The 21,238-nt window shown below is 59.4% G+C and carries 27 protein-coding genes; 14 read left to right on the top strand and 13 right to left on the bottom strand.

Annotation, left to right across the window (positions count from 1 at the left end; translation table 11 throughout):
• A partial coding sequence (locus VGP75_RS09340; RefSeq protein WP_526025506.1) for a F0F1 ATP synthase subunit beta occupies window positions 1–860 on the bottom strand: 860 nt, incomplete at its 3' end.
• 489 nt (window positions 861–1,349) lie between these two features.
• Between VGP75_RS09340 and VGP75_RS09335 the strand changes: the two genes are divergently transcribed.
• From VGP75_RS09335 to VGP75_RS09320, 4 genes are all read left to right on the top strand, one after another.
• The gene (locus VGP75_RS09335; protein WP_327543399.1) at window positions 1,350–1,781 is read left to right on the top strand and encodes a cupin domain-containing protein; all 432 of its coding nucleotides are present in this window, start codon (window positions 1,350–1,352) and stop codon (window positions 1,779–1,781) included.
• 81 nt (window positions 1,782–1,862) lie between these two features.
• The gene (locus VGP75_RS09330) at window positions 1,863–2,174 is read left to right on the top strand and encodes an ElaB/YgaM/YqjD family protein (RefSeq protein WP_327543398.1); all 312 of its coding nucleotides are present in this window, start codon (window positions 1,863–1,865) and stop codon (window positions 2,172–2,174) included.
• Entirely contained in the window at window positions 2,171–2,560 is a 390-nt protein-coding gene (locus VGP75_RS09325) for a hypothetical protein (protein WP_327543397.1), read from the top strand. The genes VGP75_RS09330 and VGP75_RS09325 overlap by 4 nt, the downstream gene beginning before the upstream one ends.
• A gap of 85 nt (window positions 2,561–2,645) precedes the next feature.
• The gene (locus tag VGP75_RS09320) at window positions 2,646–3,401 is read left to right on the top strand and encodes an SDR family NAD(P)-dependent oxidoreductase (protein WP_327543396.1); all 756 of its coding nucleotides are present in this window, start codon (window positions 2,646–2,648) and stop codon (window positions 3,399–3,401) included.
• Between the two features lie 17 nt (window positions 3,402–3,418).
• Here the strand turns inward: VGP75_RS09320 and VGP75_RS09315 are convergent, their stop codons facing one another.
• The 3 genes from VGP75_RS09315 to VGP75_RS09305 are packed head-to-tail and all read right to left on the bottom strand — an operon-like array spanning window position 3,419 to window position 6,359.
• A complete protein-coding gene (locus VGP75_RS09315; RefSeq protein WP_327543395.1) occupies window positions 3,419–4,096 on the bottom strand; it encodes an ABC transporter ATP-binding protein in 678 nt (225 codons plus the stop codon).
• Window positions 4,093–5,298 (bottom strand): ABC transporter permease, encoded by a 1,206-nt coding sequence (locus tag VGP75_RS09310; protein WP_327543394.1) that lies wholly within the window; start codon window positions 5,296–5,298, stop codon window positions 4,093–4,095. The genes VGP75_RS09315 and VGP75_RS09310 overlap by 4 nt, the downstream gene beginning before the upstream one ends.
• Window positions 5,298–6,359 (bottom strand): efflux RND transporter periplasmic adaptor subunit, encoded by a 1,062-nt coding sequence (locus VGP75_RS09305; RefSeq protein WP_327543393.1) that lies wholly within the window; start codon window positions 6,357–6,359, stop codon window positions 5,298–5,300. The genes VGP75_RS09310 and VGP75_RS09305 overlap by 1 nt, the downstream gene beginning before the upstream one ends.
• Window positions 6,360–6,566: 207 nt before the next feature.
• Between VGP75_RS09305 and VGP75_RS09300 the strand changes: the two genes are divergently transcribed.
• The 5 genes from VGP75_RS09300 (at window position 6,567) to VGP75_RS09280 (ending at window position 10,006) form a co-directional block, all read left to right on the top strand.
• Window positions 6,567–6,746 (top strand): DnaJ domain-containing protein, encoded by a 180-nt coding sequence (locus VGP75_RS09300; protein ID WP_327543392.1) that lies wholly within the window; start codon window positions 6,567–6,569, stop codon window positions 6,744–6,746.
• Between the two features lie 273 nt (window positions 6,747–7,019).
• Window positions 7,020–7,220, top strand: coding sequence for a hypothetical protein (locus VGP75_RS09295; RefSeq protein ID WP_327543391.1), 201 nt, complete (start codon window positions 7,020–7,022; stop codon window positions 7,218–7,220).
• A gap of 247 nt (window positions 7,221–7,467) precedes the next feature.
• Complete coding sequence (gene dusA / locus VGP75_RS09290; protein WP_327543390.1) at window positions 7,468–8,454, top strand: tRNA dihydrouridine(20/20a) synthase DusA; 987 nt, start codon at window positions 7,468–7,470, stop codon at window positions 8,452–8,454.
• A gap of 11 nt (window positions 8,455–8,465) precedes the next feature.
• On the top strand, window positions 8,466–9,284 hold the full coding sequence (locus VGP75_RS09285) for a sulfite exporter TauE/SafE family protein (protein WP_327543389.1): 819 nt from the start codon (window positions 8,466–8,468) through the stop codon (window positions 9,282–9,284).
• A 38-nt stretch (window positions 9,285–9,322) separates the two neighbouring features.
• On the top strand, window positions 9,323–10,006 hold the full coding sequence (locus VGP75_RS09280; RefSeq protein ID WP_327543388.1) for a hypothetical protein: 684 nt from the start codon (window positions 9,323–9,325) through the stop codon (window positions 10,004–10,006).
• Here VGP75_RS09280 and VGP75_RS09275 read toward each other — a convergent pair.
• Window positions 10,003–10,662, bottom strand: a complete 660-nt coding sequence (locus VGP75_RS09275; protein ID WP_327543387.1) for a helix-turn-helix transcriptional regulator — start codon at window positions 10,660–10,662, stop codon at window positions 10,003–10,005. The genes VGP75_RS09280 and VGP75_RS09275 overlap by 4 nt on opposite strands.
• A 206-nt stretch (window positions 10,663–10,868) precedes the next feature.
• Between VGP75_RS09275 and VGP75_RS09270 the strand changes: the two genes are divergently transcribed.
• The 4 genes from VGP75_RS09270 to VGP75_RS09255 are packed head-to-tail and all read left to right on the top strand — an operon-like array spanning window position 10,869 to window position 13,363.
• The gene (locus VGP75_RS09270) at window positions 10,869–11,081 is read left to right on the top strand and encodes a twin-arginine translocase TatA/TatE family subunit (RefSeq protein WP_327543386.1); all 213 of its coding nucleotides are present in this window, start codon (window positions 10,869–10,871) and stop codon (window positions 11,079–11,081) included.
• A 31-nt stretch (window positions 11,082–11,112) separates the two neighbouring features.
• Window positions 11,113–11,544 (top strand): Sec-independent protein translocase protein TatB, encoded by a 432-nt coding sequence (tatB, locus tag VGP75_RS09265; RefSeq protein WP_327543385.1) that lies wholly within the window; start codon window positions 11,113–11,115, stop codon window positions 11,542–11,544.
• On the top strand, window positions 11,541–12,524 hold the full coding sequence (gene tatC / locus VGP75_RS09260) for a twin-arginine translocase subunit TatC (protein WP_327543384.1): 984 nt from the start codon (window positions 11,541–11,543) through the stop codon (window positions 12,522–12,524). Before tatB ends, tatC begins: the two co-directional genes overlap by 4 nt.
• A complete protein-coding gene (locus tag VGP75_RS09255) occupies window positions 12,521–13,363 on the top strand; it encodes an ATP-binding protein (RefSeq protein WP_327543383.1) in 843 nt (280 codons plus the stop codon). Before tatC ends, VGP75_RS09255 begins: the two co-directional genes overlap by 4 nt.
• Window positions 13,364–13,397: 34 nt before the next feature.
• Here VGP75_RS09255 and VGP75_RS09250 read toward each other — a convergent pair whose 3' ends face one another.
• The 6 genes from VGP75_RS09250 to purF all read right to left on the bottom strand — a co-directional run bounded on the left by VGP75_RS09250 (window position 13,398) and on the right by purF (window position 18,748).
• Window positions 13,398–14,600, bottom strand: a complete 1,203-nt coding sequence (locus VGP75_RS09250) for a peptidoglycan DD-metalloendopeptidase family protein (protein ID WP_327543382.1) — start codon at window positions 14,598–14,600, stop codon at window positions 13,398–13,400.
• Window positions 14,601–14,661: 61 nt separating this feature from the next.
• Window positions 14,662–15,303, bottom strand: coding sequence for a protein-L-isoaspartate(D-aspartate) O-methyltransferase (locus VGP75_RS09245; protein WP_055292419.1), 642 nt, complete (start codon window positions 15,301–15,303; stop codon window positions 14,662–14,664).
• Entirely contained in the window at window positions 15,300–16,085 is a 786-nt protein-coding gene (surE, locus tag VGP75_RS09240) for a 5'/3'-nucleotidase SurE (RefSeq protein WP_327543381.1), read from the bottom strand. Before surE ends, VGP75_RS09245 begins: the two co-directional genes overlap by 4 nt.
• Window positions 16,086–16,197: 112 nt before the next feature.
• Entirely contained in the window at window positions 16,198–16,851 is a 654-nt protein-coding gene (locus VGP75_RS09235; RefSeq protein WP_327543380.1) for an SDR family NAD(P)-dependent oxidoreductase, read from the bottom strand.
• 38 nt (window positions 16,852–16,889) lie between these two features.
• Complete coding sequence (locus VGP75_RS09230; RefSeq protein WP_327543379.1) at window positions 16,890–17,156, bottom strand: hypothetical protein; 267 nt, start codon at window positions 17,154–17,156, stop codon at window positions 16,890–16,892.
• A gap of 134 nt (window positions 17,157–17,290) precedes the next feature.
• A complete protein-coding gene (gene purF / locus VGP75_RS09225) occupies window positions 17,291–18,748 on the bottom strand; it encodes an amidophosphoribosyltransferase (RefSeq protein WP_327543401.1) in 1,458 nt (485 codons plus the stop codon).
• A 237-nt stretch (window positions 18,749–18,985) separates the two neighbouring features.
• Here purF and VGP75_RS09220 point away from each other — a divergent pair, with 237 nt between their 5' ends.
• Window positions 18,986–19,180 (top strand): hypothetical protein, encoded by a 195-nt coding sequence (locus tag VGP75_RS09220; RefSeq protein ID WP_327543378.1) that lies wholly within the window; start codon window positions 18,986–18,988, stop codon window positions 19,178–19,180.
• 73 nt (window positions 19,181–19,253) lie between these two features.
• Here VGP75_RS09220 and VGP75_RS09215 read toward each other — a convergent pair whose 3' ends face one another.
• Window positions 19,254–19,844, bottom strand: coding sequence for a CvpA family protein (locus VGP75_RS09215; RefSeq protein ID WP_327543377.1), 591 nt, complete (start codon window positions 19,842–19,844; stop codon window positions 19,254–19,256).
• A 22-nt stretch (window positions 19,845–19,866) separates the two neighbouring features.
• Window positions 19,867–21,231 (bottom strand): DNA repair protein RadA, encoded by a 1,365-nt coding sequence (gene radA / locus VGP75_RS09210; RefSeq protein ID WP_327543376.1) that lies wholly within the window; start codon window positions 21,229–21,231, stop codon window positions 19,867–19,869.
• Window positions 21,232–21,238: the final 7 nt, after the last annotated feature.

Genomic DNA, 21,238 nt, shown 5'->3' with positions numbered 1-21,238 from the left:
CCCACGCGCGAGGGCAGGCGGCCAAGCAAGCTCGATACCTCGGCCCCTGCCTGAACAAAGCGGAACACGTTATCCATCAAAAGAAGGACGTTCTTGTGCTTGTGGTCGCGGAAATATTCCGAAATCGTCAGGGCGGTCAGAGGAGCCCGCCAGCGCGCGCCGGGTGGCTCGTTCATCTGACCATAGACCAGCACGGTGCGATTCAGCACGCCCGAGTCCTGCATTTCGGTCAGCAGTTCATGCCCCTCGCGTGATCTCTCACCGACGCCCGCGAAGACGGAGATACCTTCGTATTTCTCGACCATGGCGCGGATCAATTCCATTACCAGAACGGTCTTGCCGACCCCGGCGCCGCCGAACATCGCAGCCTTGCCGCCCTGCGCCATCGGCGTCAGCAGGTCGATCACCTTGATCCCCGTCTCGAACACATCGGTGGCGCCAGTCTGGGATTTCAGAAGCGGTGGCAGGGCGTGGATCGACCGTCGCGGTGTATCGTCAGGAAGGGCAGGCCCATCGTCCTGAACATGACCCACGACATCCAGAAGTCGCCCAAGAACGGCTTCCCCAACGGGCACGGTGACTGGCGCGCCACTGGCATGAACCGAAATGCCACGGGCGAGCCCCGCAGTGGATTGAAACGCCACCGCGCGAACTGTTTTCTGATCCAGGTGACTATGGACTTCGAGAATGAGTTCAGTTGGCCGGTCCCATCCCACCACCAGTGCAGAATTGATTGGCGGCAGCTCGGCCCCGGCAAAGACCACATCTACAACCGCCCCTCTGACGGCATGCACAACACCGCCCGTAGGCAAGCCGAAATCATCCACCTTTGCGCCGTTCCCGACACGGGTCGCGTCCATGTTCGGTGGCTGATCTGAGTTTTTGGATGTCAAACGGGGCCTCTTTGCTTTCCTGTCGCGGGCAGCCAGCCAGAAAACAACAGCCTGCGGAGAACACTTGAAATAAGCTTAGAACGCTGCGCGACGGTGGGCACTGATCTGTATCAATGCGACCACCACGGTCGTTTGCCGCACAGGGCGTAAGCAAAATGCGCCGAATCCAGTTCCTAGTGGTTCGCGTGGCACCTACGTTCACCAAACCTGTTCCCACGCCCGCTGTTGGCGGTGGTAGGCCGCGGTAAGTGCACGCGTCATTGGGCCATGAAACGACCCGGCGCGATTCATGACGCCCGTGATGAGGACGTTCGACCAAAGGCCGATTTCGGCCAACCGCACCGCAGCGAAGATAAACGTAGCACGCTGCTAACGCCGATCAGTGCGTCGGAGATTTATCTGCGGCACACAGGTTCATGTCTTCGAGCCAGACGATGAAATGAACGGAGAGGCACCATGATCGGATATGTTGCGAATATCGAAGAACTGACAGAAGAGAATACCAACTTTCGGCGTGTTCTTTATTCAGGGACAAAGCTGCAATTGGTTTTGATGTCTCTGGAGCCTGGGACGGAAATCGGCGGCGAGATACACGCCGACACGGATCAGTTCTTTCGCATCGAAGAGGGAAAGGGAATGGTCGTGATCGACGGGGTGACCCACAAGGTCAAGGCTGGCGACGGCATCGTCGTCCCTGCTGGCGCGCATCACAATGTGATTTGCACAGGTCATGAGGCGCTCAAGCTCTACACGATCTACGGCCCGCCGCATCACGAGGACCAACTGGTTCAAAAGACGAAGACCGAGGCTGATTCCTCTGACGAGGTATTCTCCGGAGAAGGCACTGAGCAGACGGCAGAGGTCGTCCGGGTCTCGGCCCAAACGTGATGCGCGAAGCATACAGGTCACGTCCGCAAAGCACCTCAGACGCCACGACACCCCAAAACCCGCCAATCAAAGGAAATCAATATGTCACCTGATAGCAAGACCAGCACCAAAGCCACCGCAGAAAACGATCTCGAGGCAGTAAGCCATCAATTGGCCGCCCTGCGTGAGGATATGTCTCGTCTCGCTGAGACTGTCAGCGCGATCGCGGGACGACGTGGAAGCCGCATGGTAGCAGACATCGCGGAAGGCTTTGACGAGGCGAAACATTATGCAGAAAGCAAGGGCCGCTCCGCAGAGGCACAATTGGAGGAGTCTGTAGCAGCACACCCTTTTATGACAATTGGCCTGGCCGTAGGTGCAGGATTTCTGGCCGGCGCCCTGTCGCGGCGATGATGGGCGTTTTTGATGGCATCGCGCACAGCATCGGCCGTGAGGTCCGAAGGGACGTCGGAAAATTGCTGGTACCGGTGCTGGTGGCTCTGATCGGAGGCTTGATAGGAACCACAGGTGCGGCGTTCCTGACGGCTTGGGCGTACCTCACGCTTAGCGTGAAATTGGGACATGGTCCGGCGGCGCTTTTAATTGGCCTCGCATTAACGGTTTTGGCTGCGGTCCTTCTGGGCCTAGCCAGACATCGCCTTACGAAAAAGATCGCCGCAGACCCGCCGGTTTCCCAACAGGTGGCCCCAACAACCGGCGAAGCCGATTTTGCCGCCGAGGTTGCCTTCACGGCAGCGTTCGTCCTTGCCCGATACCTTGGCGAGGGCAGTCGCGACTGACATCTGTCGGGTTGATCCAGATCAGCGCGCATGGCTGCAAACTGTGCGACCTGTTGTGCAATCATTCATTTGCAGGAGATCCATTATGGTTTTTGATTTCAGCGATAAGACAGCCATCGTCACCGGTGCTGCGTCGGGCATTGGTGCCGCAATTGCGCAGGATCTGGCACGCTACGGGGCCAAGGTTGTTCTGGCGGATATGGACGAGGCGGGGATGTCTGCCGTCGCCGAACAGATCAAAGAATCCGGTGGAGAGGCCTTCATCCAAAAGACCGACACAAGCGTTGCATCTGAAGTGGAGGCCCTTGTGGCGTTCGCAGTAGCGCAGACGGGTAAATTGCATCTGCTTGTCAATAACGCCGGTATCGGGGGCCCCGCGCTCCCGGTTGGCGAATACCCTCTGGATGGGTGGCAACAGGTCATCGACGTCAACCTGACCGGTGTGTTTTATGGCATGCGCTTTAGCCTTCCCGAAATGGTCAAGGCGGGTGGCGGTTCAATCGTCAATATGGCGTCTATCCTCGGGTCGGTCGGTTTTGCGACGGCAGGAGCGTATGTCGCTGCGAAACATGGGGTTGTCGGCCTGACAAAGGCTGCAGCCATCGAATACGCAAAGGCCGGGGTCCGGGTAAACGCGGTCGGACCGGGCTTCATCGCGACACCGCTTCTGGAAAAGAACCTCGATGAAGAGGCGCTCGATGGCATCGCCGCCTTGCACCCGGTTGGACGGCTTGGCGAGGCTGCGGAGGTGTCGGCGCTGACCTGTTTCTTGCTCTCGGATCAAGCTTCTTTCATCACCGGAAGTTACCATCTGGTCGACGGCGGCTATACCGCGCAGTAGGCACCCGCTGCGGGCGCCTAGCCTGTCACGACCCCATCGCCCACAACGATCTGTCGCCGACAGAAACCCGCAATCTTTTCGTCATGGGTTGAAATCAGGAAAGTCGTGCCTTCCTCGCGGTTGATCTGGTCGATCAGGTCCATGACCTGCATAGCCGAGGCGCGGTCGAGGTTGCCGGTCGGCTCATCCGCCAGCACCAGTTCCGGACTGTTCATCAAGGCACGGGCAACAGCGACTCGTTGCTTTTGCCCGCCCGAAAGGTTGGCCGAGGGGAATTCGATGCGGTCGGCCAGCCCCATGCGTGTCAGCAGATCGCGGCCACGCGCGCGCGCGGCAGGCGTCTCGCGCCCCTCACGCACGGCGGTGGGGAAGATCACATTTTCCAGCGCAGTGAAATCCGGCAGAAGGTTGTGGAACTGGAAAACAAAGCCGATGTGGGCATTGCGAAAGTCGGTCAAAGCTTTGTCGTCGGCTGTGATCATGTCTTGGCCGAGCATCACGTAACTGCCGGACGTGGGTTTCATCAATGTTCCGAGGATCGTGAGAAGCGTGCTTTTGCCTGAACCTGACGGACCCAGAAGCGCTGCCATTTCACCCACCTCAAGGCGCAGCGACAGCCCGCGCAGCACCCGTGTTGCGGCCTCGCTTGTGCCATATGTCTTGAACAGGTCGCGGACCTCGAGAAGCGCGCTCATTGGCCGATCGCCGTGACCGGATCGACCCGTGCGGCCGAACGTGCTGGCAGGATCGAGGCGAGGATCGCACCGATCACCGTGAGCGTAATGGCCAGACCGTAGGAGCCTTGCATAATGTCCATCGGCAGGGTGCCCGGCTCGAAGGCATCGCGCGAGGGGAAGGGCAGCAAGGAGAGGTATCCCAGCGCCGCGCCCATGATCCCGCCCATCAGCCCGATCAGCGCGCCCTGCATGACGAAGACGAAGATCACGAACCCGCGTCCTGCACCCATTGCCCGCATGATCCCGATCTCGGGACGACGACGGTAGGTCGACAACAACAAGGCTGACGCGACGCCGATCACGATAGTGATGAGTGCGAAAGTCTTCAGGAAGTACCCGGTCTGCGCCTGTGCGTTCAGCGCCTCCATTAATTGTTCTGCACCGTCGGTCCAGGGCACAGCGTCAAGGCCCGTCAGGGCCCGAATCCGAAGGGCTGTGGCGTCGGCAGCGTTGAGATCAAACAGTTTGATTTCGATCCGCGTGACACCTTGCGGCATAGAAAACAATGTCCGTGCGGTCGAAAGACTAACAAAGCCGCTTGCGCCGTCCATCCCCCCATTGCCGGTCTCGAAGATGCCGCTCAGGGTCAGCGTTGCCGTGACGCCATTCGAACTTTGGAGTCGCAGGGTCTGACCGACCGACAGCGCAAGATCGTCGGCCAAGTCGCCCCCAAGAACAATCAGCCCCGAGCCGAGCCGCACATCGCCCGCAACCATGTAACCGTCAAGGTCGATAATCGCGGATTCGCGCCCTGGCGCGACCCCGGTCACGCTGACCTGAGAGACCTGCGCGCCGCGCATGAGAAACCCGGCTCCCGTGATCTGCGGTGAGACGGCGCGCACGCCCGGAACGGCCTCGATCAGCGGCAACCACGTGGCGGCTTCGGCCAGACTCGCCGTGCGCGTGCGGCCCCGTTCGGCGACAACGAGCACATGGCCTTCGGGCGAGATCAGCAAGGCCGGGTCGGCAGTTTCCGCTTCTATGGTGATGTGTGAAATGTCACCTACGGTGCGCGAGAGGATGAATTCGGCCAGCCCCCCGATCAACGCCGACATGAAAATGAAGATGAACACGCCAACTGCGACACCAGTAACCAAAAGCGCGGTCTGGGCTTTGTTGGCCGTGAGGTAACGGGTCGCAATCTTGAGCGCGTAGAACATCAGGGCCCGTCCACGGCGACCGGCTGACCGTCCGAGATGCCTGTTGCATCGACGATCACGGCGTTGCCTTCATCCAGCCCTGCCGTTGCAATCAGTCGGGCTGCAGGCCATTGGACGACCGTCACGGGCTGCAACTGCGCCACGCCATCCGCCACCACAAAAACCGCATCGCCGTTCACCAAGGCGCTGCGCGGCACAGTCAGCGCCGCATCGCGCTGGTCCACAATGATATTCGTCGTAACGGTCAGGCCGACCGGTGCCACAACCGGCGCATCAAAGCTGATCTTGATGGCAAGCCCACCGGTTGCTTCATCTACGCGGCTTGACACGAAGCTGACGTGTCCTTGCTGCGTTCCGGTATTGCCGGCCAGTTGCAGCACGGCAGGCTGGCCCATGGCGATCTGTGTTGCATAGGCCTCGTCCACATCGGCCTCGACCAGTATCTCGCTCAGATCGGCGAGGGTGAGCAGGCGGTGGGTGGGGCCAATGATCTGCCCCTTTTCGGCGTCCAGTTCAAGAACGGTTCCGGTGATGGGCGCGCGGATCGAGTAATCCTCCAGAACGATTTGAGCCTGATCCAGCGAGGCCGTAAGGCGGGCGACCTCCTGTGTTGTCGACTGAACGGCGTGGGCGTTCGCCTCCAGCTCTGATCTGGAAATATTGCTACCCAGTGCTACCGCACGCGCATAGATTTCTGTCGCCTGTTGCTGCGCCACGAGGGCGGCATCCAATGCGGCCATGGCCTGCCGGACAGTGGCATTCTGCGCGGCCGGATCGACCTGTGCCAGAATCTGGTTTTCCTTCACAACGTCGCCCTCTGCAACGGGAAGCCCCGCCAGGTTGCCAGACACAGCGGATCTTACGTCGACGGAACGCACCGCCGCGATCCGGCCGTTGACGGCAAGAACACGCGTAACCGGGGCGAGGGCCGCGATCTCAACTGTGACCGCTGCTGGCCGTGCCATCCAGAACTGGTACCAGACCAAGCCAGCGAGTGTCAGGCCCAGCAGCCCGGCAGCGCCCCAAATCCAGAGTCGACGCTTTGTGGCAGGCTTGGGCACGACCGGGCGCAGAGCTGGAACATGCGTTTCGGATACAGGCTCGTCTCGCGATGGAGAACTCCCCTTTTGCCGAGTTTGTATGTCTTTTACCGCCTTCAAGGTTGCTCCTTCCCAAAGCTCATTGCGCACAGACGGAGTGAGGTCTCCCGTCGGACGATAACTTCAGTACGATACGGGATCATACTTTCCCCATCCTGACATAGATCAGTGACGAAGGCCGCTACGGCCGACGACATAAAGAAGGCCTATCGGAAACTGGTGCGGACAAGCCACCCCGATCTGAATAGCGACCTTGGCTGGCGGGCTTGGCACCCTGCCAAAAGAACTCTAGGCTCGGATCATGGCAGAACTGGAAAAAGTCTCGAGCGAGATTTGAACCGGACCTAGGGGCAGGACCCATTGATTTGAGCGACGCCGCGTGATTCACCGTCCGGAAACGGAGCGGTGACAGGTCTGGTCCTTTCTGGCCGAGCGATGCGCCCATGGCGCGTCATGGACCCTTTCTTCCGAAGACCCGCGGCAAACCACACGTCGACGACAGGCGTTTTCGTTCCCGGCCGACTTCGGGCGGCTCAGGAAGTCGGCTTTCGAGGCGATGATCCTGCTGCCGTAGCGGATGTTCCACATGCTGTTGATCCATTTGGTGAAGTGGATGCGACCATGGAAGAGGAGTTTCATGCCCTTTTCGCAACGCTCGGCGACCGTCTTGCCCAGATGGCGCTTGAGCGTCTTGAGCGTGGCGGCCTTGCTGCGACGCGGCGGTTTGCCACCCTCGCACATATAGATTATGTGGAGATCGATGAGATCGCGCGAGAGGTGCTCAGGCGGCAGACGGACGTGCGTGTAGGCGCCAACCCCTGATCCACCCGGGTCTCCGCTTGGCGGGCCCAACGATGGGCGTCGTCGCGGCGGAGGAACGTCTCGCTCGCGTAGCGGCCCTTTCGTCTGATCTGAACCCGGTAGGCACCGGAGGGGAGTTTGGTGATGGAGGCCATTTTCGTGTGCGCTGTGTGTGCAATGAGTCGTCGTAGAGGGGCAAATTCGGGGATATTGGGGCGTATTCCTGCGTAGCAGCATCCGTCGCTAACAGTTTGAAGATACACAAAAAATGCAAATAAATCAACACGCTAGATTGTCTACTGCCCCTATGATGGATTGGACGGACCGCCATTGCCGGTTTTTCCATCGTCTGATGTCGCGGCATACGTTGCTTTATACGGAAATGGTGACAGCACCGGCTGTGGTGCATGGCGACAAAGAACGCTTGTTGGGGTTTGATGCGCGCGAGCAGCCTGTCGCACTTCAGCTGGGCGGGTCTGATCCGGCGCAGTTGGCGCAGGCGGCGCGGATTGCCGAAGACTTTGGCTATGCCGAGATCAACCTCAATTGCGGTTGCCCGTCTGACCGTGTGCAATCGGGCAGTTTTGGCGCCGTCCTGATGGAAAACCCCGCTTTGGTGGCCGAATGCGTCGCGGCGATGATCGCGGCTGTGCGCGTTCCTGTGACTGTCAAGTGCCGGATCGGCGTGGATGATCAGGATCCGGCCGTGGTGCTGCCCGACTTTCTGGCGCAGGTTTCGGCGGCGGGGGTGCACCGGTTTTCGGTGCATGCGCGCAAAGCATGGTTGCAAGGGCTGAGCCCCAAAGAGAACCGTGATATTCCCCCTCTGAACTACGATTTAGTGATGGAAATGAAGGGCTTGTTTCCCCATCTTCATCTCAGCGTCAATGGTGGTATTGCCACATTGGATGACGCTGTGGACTTCCTTGATCGCGGGTTGGACGGCGTAATGATCGGGCGTGCGGCCTATCATACACCTGCAGATATCCTGTTAGAGGCGGATGCACGTATCTTTAATGATCCGACAGGGCGCACCGCCGAAGAGGTTGTGCATCTGATGTTGCCCTATATTGCGGATCACCTTGCAAAGGGCGGCCGTTTGGGGCAGGTCACGCGCCATATGTTGGGGCTGTTTCAGGGCCGCCCCGGCGCGCGGGGTTGGCGCAGGCACTTGTCCGAGAACGCCCATGTCGACGGGGCAGGGCCGGATGTTGTCTTGGCCGCCCTCGATCATGTGACGCGGCTCGCGGCCTAAAGGAAAAATACATGGACGATATGATGCTGCTGGCCACAATGGCGGGCCTTCTTTTGGTGCTGGGTGCGGTTGCCGGCGTGTTGGCGGGCCTCTTCGGTGTGGGGGGAGGTATCATCCTTGTACCTGCATTCTTCTATGTCTTTGGCCAACTTGGCTATGACAGCCCCGAACTGATGCAGATCTGTCTGGGCACTTCATTGGCGACAATCATTGTGACCTCGCTGCGCTCGGTTGCGGCACACCATAAAAAGGGTGCCGTTGACTGGGCAATTTTGAAGGGCTGGGGGGCTGGTATTGCAATCGGTGCCGTTGTCGGCGTGCTTGTGGCGACATCGCTGCGCTCGGGGACGTTGCAAGCGATTTTTGGTGTGCTGGGCGTTATTGTGGGTGCCTATATCACTTTTGGACGCGAGCGCTGGCGTCTGGGGACACAAATGCCCGGTGGGGTCTTGCGGGCGCTCATTTCTCCGGTGATCGGGTTTTTGTCGGTCCTTGTCGGTATTGGTGGAGGCTCTTTCGGTGTGCCGACGATGACCCTCTTCAACGTGCCAATTCACCGCGCTGTGGCGACGGCTGCGGGGTTCGGTGTCATCATCGCAGTCCCTTCGGTGATTGGTTTTCTCTTGGTCGATATCGCTGTGGTGCCGCCCTTTACCATCGGAGCGGTGAACTTTCTTGCCTTCGGTCTGGTGGTGACGATGACCCTGATTACGGCACCATGGGGGGCTGCATTGGCGCACCGGATGGATGCCAAACCACTCAAGCGTATCTTTGGGGTCTTTCTGATCCTCGTCGCGCTGAATATGTTGCGTAAAGCGCTGGGATGGTAGGGCCGGACGGATTTCGCGTATTTCCGCAGGACCCTACGGTGGCGCGGTGGGTCGCGGCGGCAAAATCTGCGGCAGTTGAGGTGCTTGCAAATGGTGGAGAACGGCGCCACGGCAACACATGGTTTGTCGGGGTTGATGCCTTGCCCAATGCCCCTGACGGGAGCATCGGTGGCGTGCCTCTGGCCGGTGCTTGGCAGGCCCACATAAAGCCACCGCCCTCGTGGCACCGCGCGCAGCTTTCTGTTGTTTTTCGGGGCTATCCGCAACAGGACCCCGGCGAAAGTGATGCCGCACATCGGTTCCGGCGGGATCGTGATGCCGCGCATGTGGATGGGCTTTTGCCCGAAGGGCCGCAAAAGCGGCGGCATTTGCGTGAACCACACGGCTTTATTCTGGGACTGCCGCTTGATGAGGTGCGTGCCAGCCCGCTGGTGGTCTGGCGCGGCAGCCATGACATCATGCGTGCGGCGTTCCGTCAGGCTTTTGCAGGCCTACCACCTGCACAGTGGGGCGATGTGGATGTCACCGAAGTATATCAGGCCGCGCGCCGCGAGGCTTTTGCGTGCTTTGACAGGGTCGAGGTTATGGCCGCACCCGGTCAGGCGGTCCTGCTGGATCGCCATATTCTGCACGGTGTCGCACCTTGGGCGCAGGATGCAGATGGTCAGATGCGCATGGTGGCCTATTTTCGTCCGCAGATCAGCATAGAAGACTGGCTCTAGGCCTTGAGCCGGTTGAAATCCTTAAGCGATTTACCGGGTTCGTCGACAAAGAGGCTTGGCAGAATGCGCTGGCTGGTGATCTGGTCGACACGGATTTCATCAAATTGCGCAGTGGTTTCACACCAGACGACGCAGGTCCAAAGGCGGCCCCAGTAATCAAGCTGCAGTGGCCGCACGATGCGCTTTTTGTTGTCCATGACAAGTTCCAGTTTCTGCCGCGTCCGCATGGCCTGACGCAGGATCGGCAGGTGCTGAAAGCCGCGCGCGGCATCAGCAAAGGGATAAATTGCAAAGCCATAGCCGCTGGGCGCCCGCGTACGGTCTTCCGGCATCACGGCATCAATCTTGCCCGAAAGGGCGCGGGCAGCCGATGATAGCTCGGGATCGTTGCTTTGGATCACGGCGTTTAGGCCCAGATGCAGGGCCTCGACCTCGGTCATGGTCAGGTTCAGCGGGGGCAGGGTGATGGCGGCGGTCACGCGGTAGCCGATCCCGCGTTCGCCCTCAATCGGCACGCCGGACGCGGCAAGCGTTTCCATGTCGCGGTAAATCGTACGCAGCGACACATCGGCTGCTTGCGCAAGATCACTGGCGCGGTGCAGTGTTCCGTCCCGCATGATTTGGACAAGACGCATAAGACGGTCGGCGCGGCGCATGTTTTTCCTTTCGATTCGGAATAGTTTTGTCAATTTCCTGGCAACTGACAAGTTTTTGTCAAAACTTGGAAAAAACCCATGAAAAAAAGGCCCTTCAAGCCGCCAAAATTGCCAGTTCCCGCTTCCCTTGTCGCGCATCCGGCCCTATTTGTCCTAAACAGAGAACGAAATGACGCAGGGCGCGCCCGCGCTATAGGAGAAGAGACATGCTTAACAATATCGGCCTTCCCGGCCTTCTTTTGATCGCTGTTGTGGTTCTGGTTCTGTTCGGCCGCGGCAAGATTTCCAGCCTGATGGGTGAAGTCGGCAAAGGTATCACAGCATTCAAGAAGGGTGTTGATGATGGCAAGAAAGAAATCGAAGACGGTATGGCCGATGCCAAAGACGTGACTCCGACAGAAGAAAAAGACAAAGTCTGATCGCTTTGCCGCATAATAAGGACTGCGTCTGATGTTTGGTCTTGGCTGGAGCGAATTGCTTGTTGTCGGCATTGTCGCCCTGATTGTGATTGGCCCCAAGGATTTGCCGGGCTTGTTCCGCACGATCGGGCAATTCACCGGTAAGGCCCGTATGATGGCGCGCGAGTTTTCGCGCGCGATGGAGCAGGCCGCCGATGATTCAGGCGTCAAGGATATCTCCAAGACACTGAATGCGGCAGCCAACCCCAAGAAATTCGGCGTCGACAAGATCAAGGAAGCGACCGGTGTCACCGAGACACCTTTGTCGCCCGAACGTCAGGCCGCAAAAGAGAAAATGAGCAAGGCGATGGGTGATGCAGCCCTTGCCCGCCAGGCGCGTGAGGCCGAAGAGGCCGCCGCAAAGGCCAAGGCCGCGGCTGAGCCCCCCAAACCCGAGACGCCCGCACCAGAGGCCAAGACATGAGCGCCCAAGACGAGATCGAAGACAGCGCAGCGCCGCTGCTGGAACACCTGACCGAGCTGCGCTCGCGGCTGATCTATTCCGTCATGGCTTTCCTTGTGGGCATGATCATCTGTTTCTCTTTTGGCGGTGCCCTTTTGGATTTCTTGCTGGAGCCGATTGAGCGCACCATGCGGTCCTTGGGTAACCCCAATCCCGTCATGCAGTATACGGCACCGCAAGAGTACTTCTTTACCTTAATCCGTATCTCGGTCGTTGGCGGGCTGGCGCTGTCCTTTCCGGTGATCGCCTATCAGCTCTGGCGTTTTGTGGCGCCGGGCCTTTACCGCAATGAAAAGAACGCCTTTTTGCCGTTCATCATCGCCTCGCCTGTGCTGTTCCTAATCGGGGCGGCCTTTGCGCATTACATCGTCGTCCCACTTGCGATGGCGTTTTTCCTTGGCTTTGCAGATTTGCCCTCTTTCGTGCAGGCCATCGCGGCAGAGGCCGTCCCTAACCCCGGAACCGCCCTTCTGCCGGGGGCAGGTGGTGGGCTGGCACTGCCGAGCGTGGCACCTGATCTGTCGGAAGGCGGTGTCGATATCGTTTTTAACGGCAAGGTGAACGAAACGCTCGATATCACGCTGAAAATGATCGTGGCCTTTGGTGTCTGTTTCCAGCTGCCGGTGCTGTTGACCCTGATGGGATCTGCCGGATTGGCCAGTTCGCGCGGCCTGCGCGGGACGCGCAAATACGCTGTTGTCGGCATCTTGATTGTGGCCGCACTCGTCACCCCGCCGGATGTCACCACGCAACTGATCCTGTTTGTTGTCGTCTTTGGCCTGTATGAGATCTCGATCCATCTGGTCGCCGCCGTCGAGCGCAAGAAAGACCGCGCCGCGCGTGCCGAAGGTATCATCGGTGAAAACGAGAGCCTCTTTGACATCGACGAGGATGATTTGTCGGATGGCGAAGCTGCGGCTGATGAGGGTACCAAAGGGTGAGCAAGAAAGCCCTGAAACGGATCGCTGCCGCGCTCGAGCGGATCAGCCCGGCTCCCATCGGGACCCCTGATTTCAGTGCGGCATCGGCCTTTGTCTGGCACCCTGATCCTGATCGCCTTGTCCCTGTGGCGCGGGTGAACCGTGTCAGTGTCGAACTGCTGGTTGGGGTTGATCGTTCGCGCGATACGCTGATGGCCAATACGGTGCAGTTTGCCGCCGGATTGCCCGCGAACAATGCCCTCTTGTGGGGCGCGCGCGGAATGGGAAAATCAAGCCTTGTCAAGGCGATACATGGCGCTGTGAATACGGATTATGCAGGCTTGAAAATTGTCGAAGTCCAGCGCGAGGATCTGCCAAGCATTGGCCGTTGCCTGAACCTGCTGCGCGGCGCGCCCGAGCGGTTTATCATGTTTTGCGATGATCTGTCGTTCGGGCATGATGATGCACATTACAAATCGCTCAAGGCTGTTCTGGATGGCGGGATCGAGGGGCGGCCTGACAATGTCGTGCTCTATGCGACGTCGAACCGGCGGCATCTGATGCCACGCGATATGATCGAGAACGAACGCTCATCCGCGATTTCGCCGTCCGAAGCGGTGGAAGAGAAGGTATCGCTGTCTGATCGCTTTGGCCTGTGGCTCGGGTTCCATCCCTGTGATCAGGATGAATATCTTGCGATGATCCGCGGCTATTGCGATGCCTATGGCGTGGCGATTGATGATGCGACACTGCGGTCCGAGGCCATCGAATGGCAGGCAACGCGCGGTAGCCGGTCGGGCAGGGTGGCTTGGCAGTATTTTACTGATCTTGCCGGGAGGCGCGGCGTGAGCCTTTCGTAAGGTGGATCATGATCCACCTTACGTGGATCGGCCCTTATCGCACAAAATCATTCGGATCGAGGCTTTGCAGGCCACGCCGCACTTCAAAGTGCAAGAAGCTCGGGTTTGCGGCCCGCACTTTGCCGATGACCTGACCGCGTGACACGCTATCGTCTTTGCTGACGGTCAATCCTTCCATTTGCGTATAGACTGTCAGCAGACCGTCACTATGTTTGATCACAACAATCGCGCCACCACTGGTGTCTGTGGTCACAGCGGCAACGGTGCCCGAACCGGCCGCCCTGACGTCCGCGCCTGCTGATGCGCCAATATCAATGCCTTCATTTGTGCCGGGTGCGTAATCGCGGATGATCGAACCTTGGATTGGCATGATAAAGCGCGCGTCGCTGCTTGCGGGCTGCGCTGTTGTCGTGCCCAAGTCAGGCGTCGCGGGAACGACGGCTGCGGCCACAGGGGCGGCAGGCGTTTCACTTGGCAGTGGCAGCGCTGCACTCGGTGGAACCGGTGTCGCCGTACCAACGCCCGGGGCTGTCACAGCAGCAGAGGCCGCCGCCGGTGCCGGCGCGCTGCCGCCCTGCGGGATCAACAGATACTGGCCTTCACGGATTGTGAATTCCGTGTTCAGCCCGTTCCATTCAGCGATATTGGTCACGGGAACATTGTAGAGCCGCGAGATCGAGAAGACTGTCTCACCGCGCTGGACCTGATGCCGGATTGGCTCTGTGCCGCGCACGACGGGTGCTGCCGGCGCTGCGGCGGCAGGGGCAATCGGCGTCGCAGTGACAGCCCCGGCGCCAGCCGCATCAGCGCGGTCAAGCGCGGTTGTTGCCACGGCGGTCACGTCAAACGGTTGGATCGGTCCGGTGCCGATGGCGCCCGATGCAGGCGAAGGCTCGGTCACGCGTGAGGGCAGGGCGATGATTTCATCGCGGCGCAGGATCACGTCAGGCCCGATGCCGTTGTATTCCGCAAGTTCAGTGGCATCAAGGCCCAGCCGGATCGCAATGCCGCGAATAGTGTCATCGCGGCGCGCAACAACCACCTGATAATTGGGGTAGGAAATTACTCCGCGATCATCGGGGCGTGGCCTGTCGGGCAGGTTTTGCACCGCTGCGGATGTATCAAATCCGTTTCCGATATCACGCAGGTCGGGGTCAAAGCCTTCACATGCCGCGAGTGCTGCCAATGTCATGCCTGTCAATGCTATGCGTCTTACAGGGAAATTCCTGTTCGCCATCCTACCGCTCCTTTGCCAAGTCGCCCCTTATCTATGGGATCGTACTATATTTTGGGGTAGTTTACTCTTGTCCAAGCCCTTCTAGCAAGGGCACAAAGCGGACAGCGCGCAATTCATCGTATTCAAGGCCGGTTTCTGTGCGCGTCACACGGATCAGGCTTTGTACCGCATCGGATTGGCCGACAGGCAAAACCATGATCCCTCCGACCCGTAACTGGGCCAAGAGAGGGCCCGGCGGGTCCTCTGCTGCCGCAGTGAGCAGGATGCGGTCAAAGGGGGCCTGTTCGGCAAACCCGTGGCTGCCGTCGGCGGTGAAAGCCGTGATGTTGGTGATATCATTGGCTTCAAACACCGCGCGCGCGGCCTGCACCAGACGGCGATAGCGGTCCACGGTGTAAACGCGTCGCGCAAGCTTGCTGAGGATCGCGGCCTGATACCCTGATCCTGTGCCAATTTCGAGCACCTTGTCGCGCGGGGTGATCTGCAAGGCCTGCGTCATCAATCCCACAACCGAAGGCTGGCTGATGGTCTGCCCGCAGGCAATGGGCAACGGCATATCGTCATAGGCACGATCCGCGAAAGTGCCCTTCACGTAATCGGCGCGGTCGACCTGTTCCATCGCTGTCAGCACCCGCGTGTCCGTCACGCCCTTGCTGCGCAAGGCGTAAAGGAACTGCATCTTGGTGGCCGCATCGAATGTCACTTGAGCACGTCTTTCAGGGTCTCAACCATTGTATAGTCGGTCAGGTCCACCCGCATCGGCGTGATCGAGACATAGCCGTCAAGGTTGGCTGCGGCATCCGTTCCGGGGCCTGTCGGCTCATGCTGGGGGCCGCCACGGACCCACAGGAACTTGCGCCCTGTGGGCGAGGTCTGCGCTTCCGCGCGGAAACGTGTGTTGAGCCGGAACCCTTGGGTCGTGGCCGCCATGCCTTTGACTTGCTTGGCGGGTATAGGGGGGAAATTCACGTTGTAGAAAACCTGATAATCCGCATCGTCCCAAAGCGTGTCGTTCATAAGCTTTCGCACAACTTCTGCTCCATGCGCCGCTGCGGCCTCAAATGGATTTTCCAGATTGGTATTCTCTGGTCCGTAGAATTGCGACAATGCGATTGAGCGCACACCTTGCAGCGCTCCTTCGATGCACGCACCGATCGTGCCGGAATAAAGCGTATTTTCAGCGGCATTATTGCCCCGATTGACGCCCGAGAGGATCAGATCAGGCGCTTGATCCTTCAGCACATCATGGATCCCTGCAAGCACACAGTCCGCAGGCGAGCCTTCTGCCGCAAAGCGCCGGGGTTCGAGTTCCGTGATCATTGTGGGGTGCGTGTAGCTGATACAGTGGCCGACACCCGATTGCTCAAAGGCAGGGGCCACGGTCCAGACTTCGCCTGTTGGTCCTGCGATCTCATGGGCGATCTCGGTCAGAACCCGCAGGCCGGGCGCGTTGATGCCGTCGTCATTGGTGATGAGAATGCGCATGCCGCCGCCTTTTTACTGTCGCCACGTTCCTAAGCCGTGACGCGGTGGGCGGCAAGCGCGGAACGCGCCAAGAAGGCGTGTTCAGGCCAGACCGTAGACATGCGGTCACGGTTTAGGCAGTGGAACCCTCAAGGATCGCAGGCAAAAGCCGTGTGGCCTCGTCTGCGGGGCTGGCCAATGCGTTGCGGTCTTCACCGGGATAGAAGCGCGCGCGGGTGGCGGTTGGCATGGGCGCAGGTGTCAGGATGGTCACCTGAGGGCCGGTCTTGGCGGTTTCGGCGGCCCAACTGCGTGCAAGGGCAATCTGAGCGGCTTTTGTTGCGCCATAAGCCCCAAAGAACTGATCGCCGCCACGTGGATCATCGAAAAAGACGGCTTTGCCTGTTTGCCCCAAGAGCGGGCTGACATAAGCGATCAGCCGCGATGTGGCCTCGATATTGACGGTCATGGATTTCGCCAGATCCTTTGGGCCGATATGGCCCGCAGGGGCCAAGGGGGCCGCATGAATTGCCGTATGCAGCCAAAGATCAAGGCTCCCCCAGCGATCAAAGATGCCACGGCAAAGCTGCTGCATGGCTTCATCAACTGTGATATCCATGGGCGCCAGCGTCGCTTGTCCGCCAGCCGCCTGAATGGCGTCGTCAAGCTCTTCCAGCGCGCCGACGGTTTTGCCGACGGCGATGATGTGATGGGTGGGGGCAAGGGCCTTAGCCAAGGCTGCCCCAAGGCCGCGCGATGCGCCGGTGATGAGTGCTGTTTTTGTCATGGCGCGGTCATGTGCCGAACTGCGCCCGAGGTCAAGCATTAGCTGTGCGGCAACCCCAAGGATTGGGTCCGGCCCCAGCGATCTGTGAGCAGAACCTGCGCATCACCAATCGCCGTGATCTGCACGCCAAAGGCGCTATCACCAACCTGCACCCGCGCGATCTCGCCACGCGAAGACCGTAGCAAGGCGGCAATCCCGTCATGCGCGTCCATCAGGCCGATCACCGACAATTCACGCAAATCAAGCGTGTCGGGCAGTGTTGCCTTTTGCCCGGGAAGGCGGGAGGTCGTTGTCTCGTCTGCCATGCGTCACTGCTTTAGCGTTAAGAATTTCTGACGCCGCCATGCCAGAACAGGACCGGAAGGAAAAGGGGCTGGTATGACGCACCGCAAATCTCTGCGCATTTTGCGCGGCTATACGCGCATTGCCGTGGCGGGAGTCATTCTGCGGCTGTCTTGGCCTCGAAACCCTGCTCGATCATATCAGAGGGGGCGACAGGGTATTCGCCCGAGAAACAGGCATCACAATAGGCCGGTGCCTTGGGATCACGCCCTTCCGCTTCGCCCACCGCACGGTAAAGCCCGTCGAGTGAAATGAATTTGAGGCTGTCCACACCCAGATGCGTGCGCATTTCGTCCTCGGACATGGTGGCTGCCAGCAGCTTTTCGCGCTGCGGCGTGTCCACACCGTAAAAGCATGGCCAAGCGGTGGGAGGGGAAGCAATCCGGAAATGCACCTCGGCGGCCCCCGCATCAAGGATCATTTCCTTGATCTTGCGGCTGGTGGTGCCGCGCACAACGCTGTCATCCACCAGGATCACCCGCTTGCCTTTGATCAGGGCGCGGTTGACGTTGAGTTTCAGACGCACACCCATGTTGCGGATGCTCTCGGTCGGTTCGATAAACGTGCGGCCCATATACTGGTTGCGGATGATGCCCATCGCATAGGGAATACCCGATTGCAGCGAATACCCGATTGCTGCGGGTGTGCCGCTGTCAGGGACGGGGCAGACCAGATCCGCCTCGACGGGCGCTTCTTTGGCCAATTCGCGGCCGATGTTCTCGCGTGTCTCATACACCGAGCGCCCGCCCTGAATGCTGTCAGGACGGCTGAAATACACGTGCTCGAAGATGCAGAACCGTGACCGCGCGGGGCGGAAAGGGTAGTGGCTGGACACACCTTTTTCGGTGATCACGACCATCTCGCCCGGTTTGATTTCGCGTACGAACTCGGCCCCGATGATATCTAGCGCACAGGTTTCCGATGACAGCGCCCAGCCTTCACCGATCTTGCCCAGCACCAGCGGGCGCACGCCCAGCGGGTCGCGGCAGCCGATCAGCTTGGTGCGGGTCATCGCCACGATGGAAAATGCGCCTTCGACTTTGCGCAGCGCCTCTTCCATTCGGTCAGGGATCGTGCGGCCCATGGACCGCGCCATTAGGTGGATGATGCATTCACTGTCGGACGAGCTTTGAAAGATTGACCCGCGTTCGATCAATTCGCGCCGCAGGGACAGCGCATTGGTGATGTTGCCGTTATGGGCAATCGCCGCGCCACCCATGGAAAATTCGCCAAAAAACGGCTGCACATCGCGCATCGCGGTCTGGCCTTTGGAACCTGCCGTCGAATAACGCACATGGCCAATCCCTATCGTGCCGGGCAGGGTTTCCATCATGGATGCCGAGGTAAAGTTATCGCGCACCAGTCCCATGCGGCGCTGTTGGTTGAACCCGGTTTCTGGCGCATGCGTGACAATGCCGCCCGCTTCCTGGCCCCGATGTTGCAGGGCGTGAAGGCCCAGAGCGACAAAGTTGGATGCGTCAGTGACACCCACGACACCAAAGACGCCGCATTCCTCGCGTAGCTTGTCATCGTCGAAAGGATGGGTGGGGGGCATCTGTGTGGACAAGAGGTCAGCTCCGAATCCGAGAAGGGGCAGTTTTCCCTGTCTTAGTGGGTCCGGGCCCGCGTGTCACGGAACGATCATCGCTCCGGCGCCAAAAACATGGTGCCAGCGTCGTGGTCGTGCATCATGTGAACGGGCGGGTGTGCGATCAGCTGGCGCTTGAAACGGTCACGCCTACCGAAAAGACAGACATATTGAATTCGGCGACAAGCCGCATAGATCAAAACGATGACAATGCTGACTGTTTTATTCTTTACCCTCCCTGCTGTGGTGTTTCTCACCGTCTTGGTCGTCGTCTATTTCAAGATACGCCCTGATCGCCCAGCGCGGTTTGATGAAGATATCAACCAGGCGGCGCGGCAGGCGTGGCAAGTGGGGCGTGAAGATGTACAGGTCCGCCCGACCGACCTTGATGATCGGTAAGCCTTTCGAAACCCTCTAACGAAAAGGCCACCGACAGTGCGGTGGCCCTTCAGACGTATTTGGTTCCTACGCCTTACTCGGTAGGAACAGTTGGCTCAACTGGTGCATCTGGGGCACCACAGGTTCCGACCAGTTGCTGGTACTGTTCGGTAATCCAGCCCAAGGCCTGCTCGGGGTTTTGCTGTTCGATCTGGCCCGTCAGTTGGGCAAAGGCCTGAGCCGAGCGGCTGTCGTCAATCGCGGCGAACTGCTGGGTGGCGAAGATGGTGTCGTAGACAAAGAACGCGACCGCAACCAACAGGATGCCGCGCAGGACGCCAAAGAAGAAGCCAAGGCCCTGATCGATACCGCCCAAGGCAGACCGCTGAACCACGCTGGAAAAGAGCGGTGTGAAGATGGACACGACGACCAGTGCCACAGCAAACACGGCTGCAAACGCGGCGATGATGGCAAGTTCGCAGCTGTCGCCGATGAAATCGCCCAAGATCGGGACCTGGCGGATAAGCGGTTCAACCTGATCGGCAAAGATGAAGGCAACGATGGTTGCACCGATCCACCCGACAATCGCCATCGCTTCGCGGACGAAACCCCGACTGTAAGCCAAGACGCCAGACACCAAAATAATGATTGCGACGCCTGCGTCGACAAGTGTGAAACCTTCCATGGTCCGTCTCCTGCGATTGGCGCTATCTTGCGCCAAATACCTCTTCTACAAATCCAGCCAAGTCTGTCGCATTGCGCAGGCTTATGCCGTCCACGCGGGGCTGCTTGGCCTGTTGTGGTATTATCGCAGTTGTAAAACCAAGTTTTTGTGCTTCTTTCAATCTATTTTCAGTTTGCACCACAGGACGGAGCGCGCCGGACAAACTGATCTCGCCAAAAATAACGGCTTCCGAGGGGAGGGCGGCGTCTTCGCGCGCAGACACGAGGGCGGCGGCAACAGCAAGGTCTGCGCCGGGCTCCGAGATGCGCAAACCCCCTGCTACATTGAGATAAACGTCCAATCCGGTGAAAGGGACACCGCAGCGCGATTCGAGCACCGCAAGGATCATGGCAAGCCGTCCGCCGTCCCATCCGACGACGGAACGGCGGGGTTGGCTGTGTGGCGAAGGTGCCACAAGTGCCTGGATCTCGCACAGCATGGGGCGGGTCCCTTCAATGCCGGCAAAGACGACCGAGCCGGGGGCTGGTGTGCCACGTTCGGACAGGAACAGTGCCGAAGGATTCTTCACTTCTGCCAGGCCTTTGCCGGTCATTTCAAAGACCCCGATCTCGTCAGCGGGGCCGAAACGGTTCTTGACAGACCGTAGGATACGGAACTGATGTCCACGTTCACCTTCGAAATAGAGCACCGTATCGACCATATGCTCGACAACCCGGGGGCCCGCGATGGTGCCGTCTTTCGTGACATGCCCCACCATGACCACGGCCATCCCGTTGCGTTTCGCAAAAGTCGTCAACTCATGCGCGGATGAACGCACCTGGCTGACGCTGCCCGGTGCGCTATCGACGTTGTCGGCCCACATCGTCTGGATGGAATCGATGATCGCGAGGTCAGGTTTTTCGGCCTCAAGCGTCGTCAGGATATCGCGCAGGTTCGTTTCCGAGGCGAGCATGACAGGGCTTTTCTCTAGTCCCAGACGACGGGCGCGCATCTGCACTTGCGCGTTTGATTCTTCGCCGGAAAGATATATGACTTTCAACCCGTTACGGGCAAACCTTGCAGCAGCCTGTAAAAGAAGCGTTGACTTTCCGATGCCGGGGTCACCTCCGACAAGCAGGGCCGAGGCCTTGACCAAGCCACCGCCCAGAACGCGGTCTAATTCTCCGACGCCCGCTTGGGTGCGGGGCGGCTCTTTTTCCTGTGTCTCCAAATCGGTGAGTGCGATTGTCTTGCCGCGGATTGCGCCCAGTGACTTGCCTTTGGGGCCGCTGGACAGGGCCTTGGATTCACTGATTGTGTTCCACGCCTGACAGGCATCGCATTGCCCCGACCATTTGCGAAAGGACGCGCCACATTCAGAGCAGGAAAAGGTAAGATCTTTGGCCATGTTCACC

Origin of the sequence: Yoonia sp. (genome assembly GCF_036007805.1) — a bacterium.
Lineage (GTDB): Bacteria > Pseudomonadota > Alphaproteobacteria > Rhodobacterales > Rhodobacteraceae > Yoonia.
Note: the sequence above shows the minus strand (reverse complement) of the source record. Positions and strands in the feature narration are given on the sequence as shown.